Annotated in this window: 13 protein-coding genes, 1 tRNA gene and 1 riboswitch; of the genes, 6 read left to right on the forward strand and 8 right to left on the reverse strand. The window is 72.4% G+C overall.

Annotated elements, in window-relative coordinates:
* The first annotated feature begins 425 nt into the window (after positions 1-425).
* The 3 genes from GCN81_RS27545 (at position 426) to GCN81_RS27555 (ending at position 4,908) form a co-directional block, all read left to right on the forward strand.
* Complete coding sequence (locus GCN81_RS27545; RefSeq protein WP_156727294.1) at positions 426-2,531, forward strand: asparagine synthase-related protein; 2,106 nt, start codon at positions 426-428, stop codon at positions 2,529-2,531.
* Between the two features lie 95 nt (positions 2,532-2,626).
* A complete protein-coding gene (gene trmB, locus GCN81_RS27550; RefSeq protein ID WP_231627016.1) occupies positions 2,627-3,409 on the forward strand; it encodes a tRNA (guanosine(46)-N7)-methyltransferase TrmB in 783 nt (260 codons plus the stop codon).
* A gap of 89 nt (positions 3,410-3,498) precedes the next feature.
* Complete coding sequence (locus GCN81_RS27555; protein WP_407698026.1) at positions 3,499-4,908, forward strand: PrsW family intramembrane metalloprotease; 1,410 nt, start codon at positions 3,499-3,501, stop codon at positions 4,906-4,908.
* Between the two features lie 100 nt (positions 4,909-5,008).
* On the opposite strand, the gene GCN81_RS27560 is transcribed toward GCN81_RS27555, so the two are convergent.
* From GCN81_RS27560 to GCN81_RS27575, 4 genes are all read right to left on the reverse strand, one after another.
* Positions 5,009-6,106 (reverse strand): M23 family metallopeptidase, encoded by a 1,098-nt coding sequence (locus GCN81_RS27560; protein ID WP_156727296.1) that lies wholly within the window; start codon positions 6,104-6,106, stop codon positions 5,009-5,011.
* An 11-nt stretch (positions 6,107-6,117) separates the two neighbouring features.
* Positions 6,118-6,273: riboswitch (cyclic di-AMP (ydaO/yuaA leader) on the reverse strand.
* 192 nt (positions 6,274-6,465) lie between these two features.
* Positions 6,466-7,599: a PP2C family protein-serine/threonine phosphatase gene (locus tag GCN81_RS27565; protein ID WP_156727297.1), complete on the reverse strand. Its 1,134-nt coding sequence runs from the start codon at positions 7,597-7,599 to the stop codon at positions 6,466-6,468.
* Between the two features lie 335 nt (positions 7,600-7,934).
* A tRNA-Met gene (locus GCN81_RS27570) sits at positions 7,935-8,008 on the reverse strand.
* 63 nt (positions 8,009-8,071) lie between these two features.
* The gene (locus tag GCN81_RS27575) at positions 8,072-9,625 is read right to left on the reverse strand and encodes an SLC13 family permease (RefSeq protein ID WP_156727298.1); all 1,554 of its coding nucleotides are present in this window, start codon (positions 9,623-9,625) and stop codon (positions 8,072-8,074) included.
* Positions 9,626-9,785: 160 nt separating this feature from the next.
* Between GCN81_RS27575 and GCN81_RS27580 the strand changes: the two genes are divergently transcribed.
* Positions 9,786-10,316: a hypothetical protein gene (locus GCN81_RS27580; RefSeq protein ID WP_156727299.1), complete on the forward strand. Its 531-nt coding sequence runs from the start codon at positions 9,786-9,788 to the stop codon at positions 10,314-10,316.
* A 9-nt stretch (positions 10,317-10,325) separates the two neighbouring features.
* On the opposite strand, the gene GCN81_RS27585 is transcribed toward GCN81_RS27580, so the two are convergent.
* Positions 10,326-10,760: a cupin domain-containing protein gene (locus GCN81_RS27585; RefSeq protein ID WP_156727300.1), complete on the reverse strand. Its 435-nt coding sequence runs from the start codon at positions 10,758-10,760 to the stop codon at positions 10,326-10,328.
* Between the two features lie 52 nt (positions 10,761-10,812).
* On the opposite strand from GCN81_RS27585, the gene GCN81_RS27590 reads away from it, so the two are divergent.
* Positions 10,813-11,802, forward strand: a complete 990-nt coding sequence (locus tag GCN81_RS27590; RefSeq protein ID WP_156727301.1) for a helix-turn-helix domain-containing protein — start codon at positions 10,813-10,815, stop codon at positions 11,800-11,802.
* A gap of 22 nt (positions 11,803-11,824) precedes the next feature.
* Here GCN81_RS27590 and GCN81_RS27595 read toward each other — a convergent pair whose 3' ends face one another.
* On the reverse strand, positions 11,825-15,286 hold the full coding sequence (locus GCN81_RS27595) for an AfsR/SARP family transcriptional regulator (RefSeq protein ID WP_156727302.1): 3,462 nt from the start codon (positions 15,284-15,286) through the stop codon (positions 11,825-11,827).
* A 123-nt stretch (positions 15,287-15,409) separates the two neighbouring features.
* Here GCN81_RS27595 and GCN81_RS27600 point away from each other — a divergent pair, with 123 nt between their 5' ends.
* Positions 15,410-16,363 (forward strand): NAD(P)-dependent oxidoreductase, encoded by a 954-nt coding sequence (locus GCN81_RS27600; RefSeq protein ID WP_156727303.1) that lies wholly within the window; start codon positions 15,410-15,412, stop codon positions 16,361-16,363.
* On the opposite strand, the gene GCN81_RS27605 is transcribed toward GCN81_RS27600, so the two are convergent.
* A complete protein-coding gene (locus tag GCN81_RS27605) occupies positions 16,360-17,112 on the reverse strand; it encodes a spermidine synthase family protein (protein WP_156727304.1) in 753 nt (250 codons plus the stop codon). The genes GCN81_RS27600 and GCN81_RS27605 overlap by 4 nt on opposite strands.
* A gap of 56 nt (positions 17,113-17,168) precedes the next feature.
* Positions 17,169-17,759, reverse strand: coding sequence for a cysteine hydrolase family protein (locus GCN81_RS27610; RefSeq protein ID WP_156727414.1), 591 nt, complete (start codon positions 17,757-17,759; stop codon positions 17,169-17,171).
* Positions 17,760-17,771: the final 12 nt, after the last annotated feature.

Genomic DNA, 17,771 nt, shown 5'->3' on the forward strand with positions numbered 1-17,771 from the left:
GCGTGTGGCCGTGCGCCCGTCCGTGCGCTCTTCTCCGGCCACTTCGCTGACGCTTCCATGGCAACGCGTGGGTCGGCCCACTGCACACTGGATCCAGTGGGCTGGGGGACGCCGCCGCCTACATCCCCGCGGGCGGCGGACCGGTCCGGGAGGTGAACCCCGCCTCCCGGACCGCGCAGTGACCATCCAGCGGCCGAAATGGCTGAAAAGCATCGGTCCCTCTGCTGGCCCTCGCTGGCCCGGCCGGGCCCGGCTGGCCCCCGAGTCACCTGTCAGGGTGGCCGGGCGTGCCAACTCGTCCGCTTCCGGGGCGCATTGTGCTGCGCTCTTACGGCCCCGGAGTCGCTCTCGTACGCCTCCTTCGTGGCAGCATGGTCCCGAACTACTTCGGTGCTCTGTTTTGTCCACAGCCTGTGGAGGCGGCGATGCGGTGGTTGGTGGGGTGGAGTTGTACCACCGCGAAGGCGCCCGGGACCCTCGGTTTCGACGGCGCCAACGGAAGTAACGGCAGCGTAGGCGGCGGTGACCAGGGCACCCTGCACCCGGTGGGCTCCCAGCTGCTCTGGGGCGACCCCGACCCGCTCTGGGCGGTCGGGGACTGGCGCGCCGACGAGGTGCGCGTCGTCCAGGCCGACCCGCGGACCCGGATCGCCGTACTCGGCACCTGCGGCGCCAGCGACGAGCAGCTCCGGCTTGGCCTGCTGGCGGCGCGCGGCGGGGCGCTCAGGCATCTGACCACCTGGTCAGGGAGTTACACGGCCGTCGTCCAGGTGGGGCGACGGGTCACCATCGCCGGCGACCTGGCGGGCGCGCGGCCCGTCTTCTACACCCCCTGGGCGGACGGCACGGCGTACGCGACGGCGGCGCTCCCGCTCGCCGACCTCATCGAGGCGCAGCTCGACATCGGGCACCTCGCGGCGCTGCTCGCCTGTCCCGACGTACCTGAGGCGCTGCGCGACTCGACGCCTTATGTCGGCGTACGGCGCATTCCGCCGGCGCATGCGCTGATCCTGCGCGACGGCGCACGGGAGATCGCGGGGTATGAGCCGGTCGCATCGCTCGCCGTCGCGGCGCCCCAGATGGAGGCGATGCGCGCCGTGGACGGCGTGCGTGACGCGCTCGTGGAGGCGGTGCGCACTCGTCTGGCCGCCCCGCGCCATGTTCCGGACATCGATCCGGGCCCGGTGCCCGGCATGGGCCCCGCCGAGCGGCGTGCCCCCCGGATGCCGGTGCCCGGTATCGGCGCCGACCTTTCCGGAGGCCCCGCCTCCGCGACGCTCGCGCTGCTCGCCGCGGGCCTGCCGGGGCTGCCCGGCACCGTGCTCGGGCATGGCACGGGCGCGGGGGAGCGGCTGCTCGCCGTCACCTTCAACGACCTGGCGACCAGCGGCCGCGAGGCCGAACTGGAGCGCGCCGGGGCGCTCGCGGCCAACCCTCGGCTGCACCACGTCGTCGTCACCGGCGGCGAGGAGACCCTCCCGTACGCCGACCTCGACGGCCCGCTGACGGACGAGCCAGGACCCTCGCTGGTGCTGGCCGGACGGCACCGGGCCCGGCTCGCCGCCGGCAGCGCCGACCACTTCACCGGCAGTGGCGCCCGGCAGGTCCTGGACGCCCACCCGGCCCGCCTGGCCGACCTGTTGATGGACCGGCGCCGCCGCCATCTGGTGCGCCCGGTCGCGGCGCTCGCCAAGGCCGAGGGCTCGGTCCTGGTCCCCGGCAAGGTGTACGCGGCCGCGCGGCGCCTGGCCCGTACGTCGTACCGCTCCGGCATCGGGGACGCCGCGCTGCGCCTGCGGGACGGCCGCTTCGAGGAGCCGCCGGGCGCGGTGGGGGCCTCGCTCGCCGCCCTCACCTGGGCCAGGCCTGGACCGGCCGCGCGCTGGCTCACAGGTGAGGCGCTCGCTGAAGTATCGGTTCGTCTGGAACAGGCGGCGACCCGGCCAGGACCAGGCCCGGGGCAGCACCCCGGCGAGCTACGCGCGCGTGCCGGGCTGGCGCGGTACGCCGCGGATCTGCGGGTCCTGGAACAGGCCGCCGAAGTCCGCTCCCAGCGGCTGCACGCGCCGTTCCTGGACAACCAGGTCGTACGCGCCTGCCGGGCCCTGCCCGAGGCGCTGCGGGTACGGCCGGGTGCGCGGGCGGACATCCTCCGTACGGTCCTGGAGGGCGCCGGGGTCACCGACCTGCCGCCCGGCTGGGGCGCCACCTCGCACGCCTCGTCCGCGGCGGCCGTGAGCACCGGGCTCCGGGTCGCCGTCGACGAGCTGGTCGACCTCTTCGGCGCGCCGCTGCTGGCCCAGGCGGGCCTGGTGGAGGCCCGGGTCGTACGGAAGGCCCTGCGGGCGGCCGCCGAGGGTGCGGCGCTGCCCGTGGACGGCCTCGCGGAGCTGGTCTCCACGGAGCTGTGGCTGCGGCGGCTGCTCTCTCGGCGCGGCACCTGCTGGACGGGCACGCCCGCCCGCAGTCGGGCGGTCCCCGCGGGGATCGCGCCGCAGCGGGGCGCGCTGGGGAGCGCGGGGCGGACGTGACCCGAGGCCGACGTGGGCTGGGGCGGGGTCCCGGGTGGGTGGTAGGCCCCCCGATCGCCGGACCGGATCAGATTTGGTCGTAAAATCTGGGCATTGTGTCTGAGTCCTCGCCTTCTCCCGCCTCCCGCCCCAAGGGCGAGCCCCGCTTCCCCGGTGGCCCCGCACCCGACCCCGCCGGCTCGCACCACGAGCGGCGCATCCGGAGCTTCCAGCCGCGCCGCAGCCGGGTGACCACGGGCCAGGGCGAGGCCCTGCGACGGCTGTGGCCGAAGTGGGGCCTGGACATCGACGGGAAGCGCACGCTCGACCTCGATGACCTGTTCGACGGTCTCCCTGTCGTCCTGGAGATCGGCTTCGGCATGGGCGAGGCCACCGCGCAGATGGCGGCCGACGACCCGGAGACCGGGATTCTCGCCGTCGATGTGCACACCCCGGGGCAGGGCAACCTGCTCGGTCTGGCGGACCAAAACGGTCTGACCAACATCCGGGTGGCCAACGGCGACGCGATCATCCTGCTCCGCGAGATGCTAGCGCCCGAGTCCCTGGACGGGCTGCGCGTCTACTTCCCCGACCCGTGGCCCAAGAAGCGGCACCACAAGCGGCGCATCATCCAGCCGGAGTTCCTCTCCCTCGCCGCGACCCGGCTGAAGCCCGGCGCGCTGCTCCACTGCGCGACCGACTGGGAGCCGTACGCCGAGCAGATGCTCGAGGTGCTGACCGCGCACCCCGACTTCGAGAACACCCAGGAGGACGGCGGCTACGCGCCCCGCCCGGACTTCCGGCCGCTCACCCGCTTCGAGGGCCAGGGCCTGGACAAGGGGCACGTCGTACACGACCTGCTCTTCACCCGCAGGGCCGAACCGCAAGCCGGGGACTGAGGAACAGACCGCAAGCCCGGGACCGAGGAGCAGGTCGAAGGCCGAGGCACCATCGCGTGCCACCGCCGTCCCTCGTTAGGGTCAACGCCGTGGCCATCAGCTCTCCGTACTCGCCGTCCGAGCCCCCTCGCACCGAGGGACCCGGGCCGCGCCCTCCACAGCCGCCCCCCGAGAAGTGGTGGCGGCGCAGGGCCGTCCACGCGGGCGGGCTGATCGCCGTGCTCGCCGTGGCCGGGCTCGTCATCCTGGCGCTGGTCAGGGAAGAAACCGGCACCGAGGGCTTTCTGGTCGGGCTCGGCCTCGCCGTCGTGCCCGTACCGCTGCTGATAGCCGCGTTCCGCTGGCTGGACCGGGTGACGCCAGGGCCCTGGCGGAACGTGGTGTTCTGCTTCGCCTGGGGCGCCTGCGCGGCGACGCTCATCGCGATCGTCACCAACTCCCTGGCGACGAACTGGATAGCCACCAGCACCGCCGACGAGGCGGGCGCCGACGCCCTCGGGGCGACCGTCGTCGCGCCGGTCGTCGAGGAAGCGGGCAAGTCTGTCGCGATCTTGCTCATCTTTCTGTTCCGCAGACGGGACTTCACCGGGATCGTCGACGGCGTGGTGATCGCGGGGGTCACCGCCACCGGCTTCGCCTTCACCGAGAACATCCTCTACCTCGGCAGGGCCTACGGCATGGACACCGACGGCACCTTCGACAGCGGCTTCGGGGGCGGCCTCGACGGCACGGGCCTGCTGACGATGACCGCCGCGACGTTCTTCGTACGGATCGTCATGTCACCGTTCGCGCACCCGTTGTTCACGGTGCTGACCGGCATCGGCTTCGGTATCGCCGCGCTCTCGGCGGACCGCCAGCGAGCGCGCCGGGTGCTGCTCCCGCTCGCCGGGCTGCTCCTCTCGATGGGCATGCACGCGCTGTGGAACGGTTCCGCGGTCTTCGGCGGCATCTGGTTCTTCGCCGTCTACGCGGGCTTCATGGTCCCCGTCTTCGGGCTGGTCACCTGGCTGGCGATCTGGACCAGGCAGCGCGCACTGCGCACCGTGCGCGAGGAGTTGCCCGCCTACGTGGCGGCCGGATGGCTCGCCCCGCTGGAGCCCTGGGCGCTCTCCTCGCTACGGGCCCGACGGATGGCCCGCGTATACGCCACTCGCACGCTGGGCCGGGACGCGGCGCGCGCGGTCGCCGAGTACCAGGTCCACGCGACCTCGCTCGCGCTGCTCCGCCAGCGCGGGCGCCGCGGCCGAGCGGGTGCCGACTTCGTCGTACGCGAACGGGAGTTGCTCGACGCCCTGTGGCTGCGCCGGGACGCCGCACGGCCCGCGCTCACCCACGCGGCGCAGGTGACGGCACCGGCGATCCCGGCTCCCCGGTACGGGTACGGGTACGGGTATGGATACGGGCACCCGTACGGCCAGGAGTACGGGTACGGGCAGGAGTACGGGCACGCGCACGGCCCCGCGGGACAGAGCCCCGCGTACCACCCGTACCGCCACTGACGCCGCGTCCGGGCACACGTCGAACCGGCAGCCCTGGCGTCGGGGGGATGGCGCCAGGGCTGCCGGAGTCCGTCCGTCAGATCCCGTCAGGTTCGGTCTCTCAGACCGTGATGCCCTTGCCGCTCAGCCACGCCCGCGGGTCGACCATGGCGCCGCCGGACGACTGGACCTCAAGGTGCAGATGCGGCCCCGAGGAGTTGCCGGTGGAGCCGACCCGGCCGACGACCTCGCCCGTGGTGACCTTCTGGCCCACCGTGACGCTGACCGACGACAGGTGGCTGTACGAGATCTCGGTGCCGTCCGCGAGTTCCAGGACGACGCGGTAGCCGTACGCGTTGCCGTGCCAGCCCGCGAACTTGATGGTGCCGGTGTGCACGGCCTTGGTCGGCGTACCCGTCGGAGCGGCGAAGTCCAGTCCGGTGTGGTACCCGGAGGACCACATGGGGCCGGCCTGCCCGTAGGTGGAGGTGATCGTGTACGAGGAGGTGGGGACCGCGTAGCTGGCGGCCAGCTTGCGGAGGCGCTCTTCCTCGGCCTTGCGCTTGGCCTCCTCTTCGGCCTTCCGCTTGGCCTCGGCCTCCGCCTTGCGCTTCTCCTCGGCCTTGCGCTCGGCCTCGGCCTCGGCGTCGGTCAGCGACTTGGCGGCGTCCGCGGCGGCCTTCTTGGCGGCGGCGTCCGCCGCCGCGGCCTGCGCGGCGTCGGCCGCTTCGTCCTGCTTGATCTCGGCCTGCTGCATGATGCGCGCGCGCAGTGCCTCACCCGCGTTCACGGACGAGCCCTGCTCGGCGGTCCCCGCGGGGGCGGTGGGCGCGGCGGTGGCCTGGGTGACGGTCGACATGGCGCTGAGGTCGGCGTCGGAGCCGGACTCGTCGTCGTCGGACAGCAGCGTGCCGACGTTCGGCAGCTTGTCGGTGACGCTCGACATGTCCGGCATCGATATCGGAGCCTGCGACTTGTCCTGTGCGGTGGCCATGCCGCCCGCGCCGACCGCCGCGATGACGCCGACGCCGAGCACCGTGGAGCTGCGGCCGAATCCGCCGCGCTGCTTGCTGACGCGGTGCTTGCCCCGTACGGGGCGAATGGATTCCTCAGTGGGGTTCCACGCCCCCGGAGGCTCCTCAAGAGTGAGGGAACCGGTCGTCTCGTAGCCGTCGTCCGGCAGGTACGAGTGTTCAGGGGCAAGCCTGTTGGACGCCACTGGGGCGCACTCCTTTCCTTCCTTCTCGCCTACCGGGTTAGCTGACGGGTTCGGAACAGGAAGGTTTCCTACGGGCACTTCAGCGCCTCCACAGAGGCCCGTTGTGCCCGATTCACCCCAAGTAGGTGGTTCCCCGGCTCCCTTGCGGGATTAGGCGCATGAGCACGGAGCCGTCTCTTGTGACGGCTGGGACGACCGCGCTGCGTTATCGAACGTTAATAGACCTGGGCCCCGGATTCCAAGCCGTTCCCACTGATCGTTCAGAGCCTTGGCCTGGACTTAATGGGGCACGGGGGGTCCAAATCGGGCGAGTTACCCCCATCAAGGCGGCATCAAACTTCTTGACGGGGTCTCAGTTGTTATGCGGAGGGGTCACTTTCAGTCACCTTCGGTGACATCTTCGCCGACACGGTCGTCCGGGCTACCGCGAGCAGCGCCATATCGTCGGTCGTGACACCCCCGGTGTGGTCGTGCACCTCGTCGGCCACCACGGCGAGCAGCGCGTCCGGGCCGGGGAAGATCCGACCGCCCAGCCGGGTCGCCGGGTCGTAGAAAACACCGTCCGCGTCCCGCGCCTCGGAGAGCCCGTCCGTGTACAGGAGCAGCGTGGATCCGGCGGGGAACTCCTCCTCCGTCGCCTGGTCCGGCCACGCCGCCAGATCGCCCATCCCGAGCGGCAGCGCGGGCTCGTCGGGCGTCAGTGCCCGCAGCGCTCCGTCCGCGCCCAGCAGGACCGGCTCCGGGTGCCCCCGGTTGATCAGCCGTACGAGCTCCTGGTCGTGCGGGATCTCCGCGAGTACGGCGGTGGTGAACCCCTCGAACTCGTCGAGCCCCTCGCGCCGGGTGCCCTCCCGGGTCAGGGCGCGCTCCAGGCGCTGCGCCACCGCCGCCAGGGTCGCCTCACCCTCGGCCGCCTCCCGGAAGGCCCCGATCACCACCGCGACCGCCTCCACGGCACCGAGCCCCTTGCCCCGTACGTCACCGACGACGAGCCGGACGCCGTGCGGGGTGTCCTGCACGGCGTACAGGTCGCCGCCGATGAACGCGTCGGCCTGCGCCGCCTCGTACCGGGCCGCGATGGCGAGGCCACGGATACGGGGCGGGGGTTCGGGCAGGACGGCGCGCTGGGCCGCCTCGGCGATATGGCGGACCGAGGCGAGCTGCTCGCCTCTGCTGCGTACGACGAGGTTGATCACGATCGCCAGGGTGGCCACGGTGGTGACCGTGACCAGCTCGGTGAGCTCCTGGGGGTAGCCCATCGTGTCGTTGTACATCTGCGGGCCGATGACCGACGCACACGAGGCGAGGCCGATCAGGAGGGTGCCGCCGAACGAGAAGAAGGGCGCGGCGATCAGCGGGGCCGCCGAGAAGAAGGGGGCGGCGGTGAACCTAGGCGGGGTCAGCAGGGCGACGGCGAGGCCGACGATGATCAGCAGCACCGGCAGCGCGCGGACGAAGTCGATGCCACGTTCGCCGCGCTGCCCGCCGGGCACATGTGCCCGTCCCCGGGTACGGGCGCGCGTCCGGGTGCGCGTCCGTACCCGCGTCCGGGCCCGGACACGTCCCCGGGCCCGTGCCTGGATACGTTCCCGGGTCCGTGCCTGTCGTCGTCCTTGGTGGCCCACCCGTTCGTCTCCCGCCACGTCCGCCCCGCACCGACTGCGGACCGCCGCCGCTGTGTCCTCAGCGTTCCCGTAGAGGGGGCGGGGGGCTACCAGGTGCGGGCCAAACGGGTGAACGGAGTGCAGGGCATCGGGAGAGGCGTCCGGAAGCGTCCGGAAATGCATCAGGCCCGACACAGTGAATGTGTCGGGCCTGATGTCTTCAGTAGCGGGGACAGGATTTGAACCTGCGACCTCTGGGTTATGAGCCCAGCGAGCTACCGAGCTGCTCCACCCCGCGCCGCTGAACACAACTATACGCCATCCGGGCGGGCCCCCCGACCACGTCGCGTGCGCACCCCGCTCAGAGGTCGATGCCGAGCACCAGCGCCCCCAGGGAGTAGACGGCGGCCGTGACCAGCACGATTCCGACGACGTTCAACCAGATGCCGCCCCGGATCATCTGCCCGACAGTGACCCTGCGCGAGCTGAACACGACGGCGTTCGGCGGTGTCGCGACGGGCAGCATGAACGCACAGGTCGCCGCCAGCGCCACTGGCAGCGCGAACAGCAGCACGTCCTGGTCGAGCCCGACCGCGACCGCCGCCATGACGGGGACGAAGGTGGCGGTGGTGGCGGTGTTGCTGGTCAGCTCGGTGAGCAGCAGGATGACCGCCACGATCACGATCACCAGGAGCAGCACCGGCAGCGCGTCGAGCCCGCCGACCTGGTCACCGATCCACGCGCCGAGCCCGCTCGCGCCGAACTGCGACGACAGGGCCAGCCCACCGCCGAAGAGCAGCAGGATGCCCCACGGCAGATCCCGGGTGTCCTCCCACTCCAGTACGCGCCTGGCGCCGCCAGAGGTGACAGAGCCGCCGGAGGTGACGGAGGTGACAGAGCCGCCGGAGGTGACGGGCAGGGTGAAGAGCGTCACCGCCGCCAGCATGGCGACCCCCGCGTCGGACGCGTGCTCGTCCACCCAGGTCACGTACGGACTCAGCACGCCGACCAGCACCCACAGGCACGCCGTGGTCGTGAAGACGGCCAGCACCGTCCACTGCCCGCGCCCCATCGGCCCGAGCTCCCGCCTGCGCCGCTCGATCAGCTCGCGGCCGCCTTCGATCTCGGTGATGCCGGGGCGGAAGACGACCCGGGTCAGCACCAGCCAGGCGATCACCAGGAAGACCGCCGCCAGCGGCACCCCGAAGAGCATCCACTCGAAGAAGGTGATGTCGATGCCGTGCTCGGCCTTGAGGTAGCCCTGGAGGAACGCGTTCGGCGGGGTGCCGATGATGGTCCCGAGCGAGCCGATGGACGCCGCGTAGGCGATGCCGAGCAGCAGCGCGGTGGCGAAGTTCGCGTCCTGCCGACCGCCCCTCAGCTGTGCCACCAGACCCAGGACCGCGAGCCCGATGGGCAGCATCATCACGGCCGTGGCGGTGTTGGAGATCCACATGCTGAGCAGCGCGGTGGCCAGCATGAAGCCGCCGATCATGCGCACCGGACTGGTGCCGACGAGCAGCACCGTGCTCAGGGCGAACCGCGTGTGCAGGTCCCACCGTTGCATGGCCAGCGCGATGACGAAGCCACCCATGAAGAGGAAGATGATCGGATTCGCGTACGGGGCGGCGACCTCCGCGATCGGGGCGATCCCGAGCACCGGCATCAGGACGAGCGGTACGAGCGCGGTGACCGGGAGCGGCACCGCCTCCGTCATCCACCAGACCGCCATCAGGGTGGCGACCGCCGCCACGTTCTTGCCGTCGGCGGACAGCGAGTCGGACAGGACGAGACGGACGAGGAGCGCGAGGACGACTCCGGCGCCGAGCCCGATCCACTGGCGCGGCACCACCGCCCCCGCGCCGCCCTGCCCTTCGGCCGCTTCCTCTTCTTCTGTGAGCCTGGACTCTGACATAGGCATCCCCGGTGACATGTACTCAATGACATGTGCATCCCCATCGTGGGGTGGGCATCAACATCCCATCGGCCATGGCCTGCAACAAGCCCTCGGACTCGACTCGAATGACAGGCGGTCCCGTGTTCCCCCGATCGCCGGGCGCTGTCACGATGTGGACATGGCAGACGTGTTCTTGCGGCGACTGACCCGTTGGCAGGCCGATCAGCAGAGGGAGGCCATCGCCGATCTGTACATGACGGCCTACGGCGACACCGCGGACGACCGTCAGACGTTCGAGGACCGGTTCGCCGAGGATGTACAGCGCCCCGGATTCGACATGCTGGTGGCAGGCGGGACGCCCTTGCTCGGCTGCGTCTACGGGTACCCACCCGGCCGGGAGGGAGTCTGGGCCCTGGGCCTGCAGGGTGGAGTACCGCAGCGCGTCGAGGAACTGTCGGCGCTGGGCCGGGTGTTCACCATCGCGGAGCTGATGGTCCGCGCCGACCACCGGCGCGCCCGGGTCGCCAGCCGCCTCCAGGCGGAGCTGCTCATCCGCGTAGAGGCCGAGCTGGTCACGACGCTGATCGACCCGGCGAACGAGGCGGCCAAGGCGGCGTACGCCTCGTGGGGCTGGACCAAGGAGGGGCTCGTCACGCCAGGCGACGCGGGCGGCGGCGACCTGGAGGTATGGAGCCGCGAGCCCCACTGACCGAAGCGCTTACAGCGCGTGGCCCGTCGTCGCGTCCACATGCGCCGGGACCTCGTCATGGCGATCGCCGACCGTCAGGGTCCCGGTGGGCTCGAACATCAGGATCGCGGCCCCGTCCGGCGCGTACGGCTTGTGCTCGATCCCGCGCGGGACGGTGAAGACCGACCCGGTGGGCAGCGTGACCGAGCGCTCCCCCGCGGGCTCCCCCGCAGGCCCCCCGTTGGGCTCGCGCAGCGCGATCCGCAGCTCCCCGTCGAGTACGAGGAAGAACTCGTCCGTGTGCTCGTGAACATGCCAGACGTGCTCGCCCTCGACCTTGGCGATGCGTACGTCGTAGTCGTTGACGCGCTGGACGACGCGCGGGCTCCAGAGCGCGTCGAAGGAGGCCAGGGCTTGATTCAAGGCGATGGGAACGACGGGGGCGGCGGGGCGTTTGTTGGTCATGCACTCATCGTCGGCGTGGTGCGGTCTCGCGCACGAGTGCTAGAAAGCGCATATGGCGCAAGAATCCTCTCACCGGGTCGTCGTGATCGTCGACGAGAACTCCAATCCGTTCGAGCTCGGCTGCGCCACCGAGGTGTTCGGACTGCGCAGGCCCGAACTGGGCCGTGAACTCTACGACTTCGCGCTCTGCTCACCGGAGCCCCGCACTCTGATGCGGGACGGCTTCTTCACGCTCACCGGGGTCGCCGACCTCGCGGCCGCCGACGCCGCGGACACGCTGATCGTGCCCAACCGCCCCGACACCGAGGTGCCGCGCCGACCGGCCGTCCTGGACGCGATACGCCGGGCGCACGCGCGCGGCGCCCGTCTGGTGGGCTTCTGCAGCGGCGCCTTCACGCTCGCCGAGTCCGGGGTCCTGGACGGGCGGCGGGCCACCGCGCACTGGCAGTGGGCGGACTCGTTCCGGGCGCGCTTCCCCGCCGTACGGCTGGAGCCGGATGTGCTGTTCGTCGACGACGGCGACATCCTCACGGCCGCGGGCAGTTCGGCCGCGCTCGACCTCGGGCTGCACCTGGTGCGCCGCGACCACGGCGCGGAGGCCGCCAACGCGGTGAGCCGTCGGCTGGTTTTCGCCGCCCACCGGGACGGCGGGCAGCGTCAGTTCGTGGAGCGGCCGGTTCCCGACGTGCCGGACGCGTCGCTGGCGCCCGTACTCGCCTGGGCCCAGGAACGCCTGGGCGAACCCCTCACGGTGCCCGCCATCGCGGCCCGCGCCGCCGTCAGCCCAGCGACGCTGCACCGCCGCTTCCGCGCGCAGCTCGGTACGACGCCGCTGGCCTGGCTGACCGGGGAGCGTGTGGCGCTCGCCTGCCGCCTGATCGAGCGGGGCGAGGAGCGCCTGGACGTGGTCGCGGCGCGCAGCGGCCTCGGCACGGCGGCGAACCTACGCGCCCGGCTGCGCCATGAGACGGGCCTGAGCCCGTCGGCGTACCGCCGCCGCTTCGGCCCGGGTGCGAGGGACGACGCGGCCTACCCGTCCTGACCACCGAAGCCGAAAGCCCCGGTCAGGACGGGTAGCCCGCGCCACCCGCGCCACGCTCGAACGACGCCGTGAACGCACTGGTGAACGCCGCGTCCCCCAGCGCGCCGCGCACCACCCCCGCGATCCGGTCGACGTCCCCGCGCTCGGCACGCGGCAGCGGCGCCCCCACCGCACCCCGCGCCGCCGCCGCGCGGCCGAGCAGCTCGGCCGCGTCCCCGAAGTCCCCCGCGCCCGCCGCCGCCCCGGCCAGACCCTCCAGGGACAGCGCCACAGCGCGCGGGTCACCGAGGCTGCGGGCGACCGCCAGGCCTTCCCGGTGCAGGGCGCGGGCGGCGGCCGGGTCACCGCGCAGCTCCGCGATGAAGCCCAGCTCGGCGAGTACGAGGGTGACGCCGGGCCCGTAGTCCACCTTGCGGAACCAGTCGAGCAGCCCGCTCATCAGGGCCGATGCCTGGTCGTAGTCGCCCTCCCGCCGCGCACCGAGTCCCAGGCCGAGTTCGGCGTCGACCTCACCGGACCGGAAGTGCTGCTCCCGCGCCAGCCTGTGGGCCCGCTGGTGGTACCCGCGGGCGCCCGCGAAATCGCCGGTCAGCAGGGCGAGCCGCCCGAGCCCGGTCAGCCGTTTGGCGGCTTCCGTCCACAGCCCGAGGCTCTCGGCGATGCGCAGCCCGTCGCGCTGCAAGCGGGCGGCCGCCGGGTAGTCACCCCTGATCTCGCTCAGCGCGGCCAGCGGGAAGACCGTCTGCAACCGACCCCACCGATCGCCCAGTTCGCCGAACAGCCGGGCGCTGCGCTCGCCGTCGCGCCGGACCGCGTCGAGGTCCCCGCGGGCCATCGCGTGGCGGGTCCGTACGCTCAGCGCCGCCGCCGTGCCCCAGGTGTCACCGACCTCGCGGAATCCCGCCAGGGCCCGGTCGACCAGCGCCTCGCCGTCGGCCACCGCCCCGGTGCCCAGCTGGGCGGAGCCGAGAATCCACAGCGCCGTGGCCTGCCCACCTGGGTCGTCCAGCTCGTCGTACGCGGCGAGGGCGGCCCGTATCCGATCCGGCGCCCCTCCGCCCCCGTCCCCTCCTCCGTGCTCTTCCCCGCCCGCTCCCTCGGTTGCCCGGCCCGCGAGGAACGCGATGCCGGTCTGCCAGGCCAGCGCGAGGGCTCGTTCGGGCGTGGGACGTACGGGAGTCGCTGCCGCGAGGACCGCCGCGAACGAGCGCTCCGCCTCGGCCAGCCGCCCCCGCAGCACCCAGTACCAGGCCAGGGCGTTCACCATGCGCAGCGCGCGGTCGACAACACCCTGCCGTACAGCGCCCTGCCGTACGGCACCCTGTCGTACAGCGCCCTGACGTACGGCGAAGTCGAGCGCCTGGCGCAGATTGGCGTGCTCCAGGTCCAGCCGCTCCAGCCAGTCCCGCTGCTCGGGCCCACGCAGCAACGGCCCAGCCCGCAGCGCCAGTTCCGCGTAGTGGCGGCTGTGGCGGTCCCGTACGAGGTCGGACTCGTCCGCCGCCGCCCGCAGCCGCTCGGCGCAGTACTCCCGCACAGACCGCAGCAGTCGGTAGCGGGGGCCGTCCGGCCGGTCAGCCAAGACGACCAGGGACCGGTCCACCAGGCGCGCCAGCAGGTCAGGCACCTCGGCAGCCCGCACCCCGCCCCCGGCGCAGAGCTCCTCAGCCGCCTCCAGCGTGCAGCCGTCGGCGGGTACGGACAGCCTGCGCAGCACCTCGCGTTCGGGGGCGGTGAGCAGCTCCCAGCTCCAGTCGATCACGGCGCGCAGCGTCCGCTGCCGGGCGGGCGCGTCCCGGGGCCCCTGGGACAGCAGCGCGAACCGGTCGTCGATGCGGTCCACCAGGCCGTGCAGACCGATGGTCCGCGCCCGGGACGCGGCGAGTTCCAGGGCCAGCGGAATTCCGTCGAGCTGTCGGCAGAGAACGGTGACGGCCTCCGCGCTCGCCGCGTCGAGCGAGCGGCCGGGCGGGAGCGCGGCGCGCGCCAGGAACAGCTCTACCGCGTCGGGGAGTTCGAGCGGCTCGACTGGCCAGACCTGCTCGCCGCTGATCCCCAGCGGCTCCTGGCTGGTCGCCAGGATCGTCAGCCCCGGTGTGTCCTTGAGTAGCCTCGCGGCGAGTTCGGCGACCGGTCGCACCAGGTGCTCACAGTTGTCGAGTACGAGCAGCAGCCGCCGGTCCCGCAGGGCGCCCGCGAGCCGCTCGGCCGGGGGCACGGGTGCGCCGGACGTACCAGGGGCGCAGGGCGCGCCCGCCTCGCCCGACTCGCTGATGTCGAGGACCTTCATTACGGCCTCGGCGACGGCGTGTGTGGCGGCGGTGCCGGGATCGGCAGTGCCGGGATCGGCAGTGCCGGGATCGGCAGTGCCGGGATCGGCGGACGGGACGAGCGCGGCCAGTTCGGTGAGCCAAACGCCGTCGGGGAAGGCCGAGTAGTCCGGGGACCCCTCCGCCCCCTGCCTCGCGACCGGTCTCGCCGCCTCGACGGCCAGCCGGGTCTTGCCCACGCCGCCAGGCCCGGTGAGGGTCACCAGGCGGGTGGTGGCGAGGAGTTGACGTAGCCGGGGCAAGGTCTGGGCATGGCCGACGAGCCCCGCGACGGGCGCGGGCAGGTTCGTGCCGCCGGGGCCGCGCTGACTGCCGGGGCCGCGCTGGCCAACGGGGCCGCGCTGGCCAACGGGATCGCGATGCCCGCCGGGATCGCCACCGTCAGCCCGTGGTGGTCCGTCGAGCGCGGGGTCCTGTCGGAGGATCGCCCGTTGCAGGGCCACCAGTTCGCCGCTCGGCTCCAGGCCCAGTTCGTCGGCGAGCCGACGGCGTAGGTCCTCGTAGCCGTCCAGCGCCTCGGTCTGCCGCCCCGCGCGGTACAGCGCGCGCAGATGCACCCCGCGCAGCCGCTCGCGCAACGGGTGACGGGCGACCAGCCCCTCCAGCTCACCAACCGAAGGCCCGGGCCCCGAACCCCACTCCACCCGCACCTCAGCCAGTTCTTCCAGCGCGGTGAGCCGCTCCTCCGCCAGCCGGGTGATCTCCGCGCGAGCGAACGGCGCGTCAGCGAAGTCCGCGAACGCCTCCTCACCCCGCCACAGCTCCAGCGCCTCGGCCAGCAACTCCGCTTTCGTACGGGGCGTATCGGCGGCCCGCGCCCGCGCCAGCAGCACGCCGAACCGCCCCGCGTCGACCGCGTCGGCGTCGACCCGCAGCGCGTACCCCGCAGGCCCGGACACCACGAGACCTCGGCCCCCGAGCTCGGCCCGCTCCAGCTCCCGGCGCAGCTGGGAGACCTTGCCCTGGAGGGCGTTACCGGGGTGCTCCGGCAACGCCTCGCCCCACAGCGCGTCCACCAGCCGGTCCACGGACACCGGGTATCCAGGACGCACCAGCAACTGGGCCAGCAGGGCACGGACCTTCGCCCCGGCGACGCCGGTCTCCTCCCCACCCTCCGTCCACACCGCCAGCGGACCGAGCACCCCGAATCGCATGCGGATCACGATAGCCGGGCCCTCTGACAGCGGACCGGCCGCCGAGCGACAGTCAACCGGCAGCCAACCGACAGCCCCGGCGCCGAAGGTGTGACCACCGACCGAAACACGATGGAGGACACCATGACCGTGACCACGAACCCCAACCCCAACGCCAGCCCAAACCCCAGCCCCAACGCCGCCCCCCAGCCGGTCGCGGTCATCGGCCTGGGCAACCTGGGCCAGGTCCTGGCCGAGACCTTCCTGGCACAGGGCCACCCCACGACCGTATGGAACCGCTCACCCGGCAAGGCCGACAGCCTGGTCGCCAAGGGCGCGACCCTGGCGGACAGCGCCGCCGACGCGATCGCGGCGGGTGAGCTCGTCATCATCGCCGTACTGGACTACGAGGCCGTACGACAGCTGCTGATCCCCGCCGCCGACACCCTCCGGGGCCGTACCCTGCTCAACGTCACCACCGGAACCCCGGCCCCGGCACGCGAGTTGGCCGCCTGGGTGTCCTCACACCGAGCCGACTACCTCGACGGCGCGGTGTACGCGGTGCCGCAGACGATCGGGACGCCGGAGGCGTTCGTCCTCTACAGCGGCTCGGCCGACGCTTTCACCACGTACGAGAGGGAGCTGAAGCTCCTGGGCACGGCCACCTTCGTCGGCGCTGACCCCGGCCTGTCCTCGCTGTACGACGTGTCTCTGCTCAGCGGGATGTACGGGATGTTCGCGGGCTTCTTCCAGGCGCTGGCCCTGGCCGACTCGGCGGGGATCGCGGCCACGGAGCTCACCGGCCTGCTGGTGCCGTGGCTGAACGGGGCGGCCGCCGCGCTGCCCGGCTTCGCTCAGGAGATCGACTCGGGCGACTACAGCACCGAGACGTCCAACCTGGACATCAACACCGTAGGCCTGGGCAACATCCTGAACGCCACCAAGGCCCAGGGCCTCGGCACGGAACTGCTCGCGCCGCTGCACGCGCTCTTCGAGCGGCAGATCGAGGAGGGCCATGGCGCGGCCAGCCTCTCCCGCGCGATCGAGTCACTACGCGAGACCCAGGCGGAAGCGGAAACCGCATCGTCCGCGACCTAAGTCCGGGCGACATACACGGTGTTGGTCGCGACACTCTCCTGGAGCGGATTGTCGAAGGTCACGACATGCGCCCGCGACTCGCGAAAGGCGGTCGCGAGTGCGGCACTGAAGGCGTCGCTGGGCGGGTCGTTGGACCACAGGGCGAAGACGCCGCCGGGGTGCAGGTGTTGCTCGGCGAGTACGCGCAGGCCGTCGGGCCGGTACAGCGCCGCGTGGCTCGGGTGCAGCACATGCTCCGGGGAGTGGTCGATGTCGACCAGAACGGCGTGGAAGCGCCGCCCGGGCGCCTCGGGGTCGAGGCCCTGGGCGGCGTCGGCGTCGGCATCGCCGTCAGCACCGCCGCCAGCGGCGGCCCGGGCGAAGAAGTCACCCTGGGCCAGTCGGCAGCGGGGGTCATCGGTGAGCCGGGGCCCCAGCGGCACCAGACCCCGCTGATGCCAGTCGATGACCTCGCCGAGCGCATCAAGTACGGTCAGCGAGCGGACCCGGGGGTCATCGAGGACCGCACCCGCGGTGTACCCGAGGCCGAGTCCGCCCACGACGACATCGAGTTCGGTGCCGGGCGCCGCTTCCAGGCCGAGCCGGGCGAGCGCGATCTCCCCGGCCGTGAACATGCTGGACATCAGGAACTCGTCGCCCAGCTTGACCTCGTACACATCGCTGCCGGTAGCGGGATCGCGGCGGCGCCTGAGGCTGAGATCGCCCATGGTCGTCGGCCGCCAGTCGAGTTCCTCAAAGTGCGCGCGCATAGGCAAGGACAGTACCCCGCACGCCACTCCGCACGCCGCGCCTCGCTCTCAGCCGCTCAACGCGCGGTGGCCGCCGCCACCAGCTCCTCCGTCCGCACCACCCGCGCGAAGCCCCCACCCTGCAGGGACACGGCCGTCGCCCGGGCCAGCTCATCCGCCGTGAGCTGCCACCCAAACGGCCCCTCCAGGCCGAACGTATAGGTCGCGTCCAGCGCGAACAGGACGTCGTAGCCGAGGTTTCCGCCCATTCGGGCGGTCGTCTCCACGCACATGTTGGTCTGTATCCCGGTCACGACGAACTGCGTGATGCCCGCCTCCTTGAACCACGCGTCCAGATCGGGTGTCCCGTAGAACGCCGAGTTGACGCGCTTCGTCAGCAGCAGCTCCGCCCCGGCCCCCTTCCCGCGCCGCCGCTCGACGTACTCCTTGAAGCCGTTGCCCGGCCGCCCCACCCCAAGCGGCGATCCGGGCTGGTCCGAATCGTGCCGTGCGAAGACGACCGGCCGCCCCGTGGCCTGCCATACGTCGATCAGCGAGGCGATGTTGCCGTCGGCCTCCGGGTGGTTGCGCACCCCCCAGAAGTCCAGCTCCTCAAACCCCTGTTGTACGTCCACCACGACCAGTGCCGCGTTAGCTGCGATCTCCATGCCTGCGATCTC

It is taken from the genome of Streptomyces apocyni (genome assembly GCF_009739465.1).
Classification (GTDB): Bacteria; Actinomycetota; Actinomycetes; order Streptomycetales; family Streptomycetaceae; genus Streptomyces; species Streptomyces apocyni.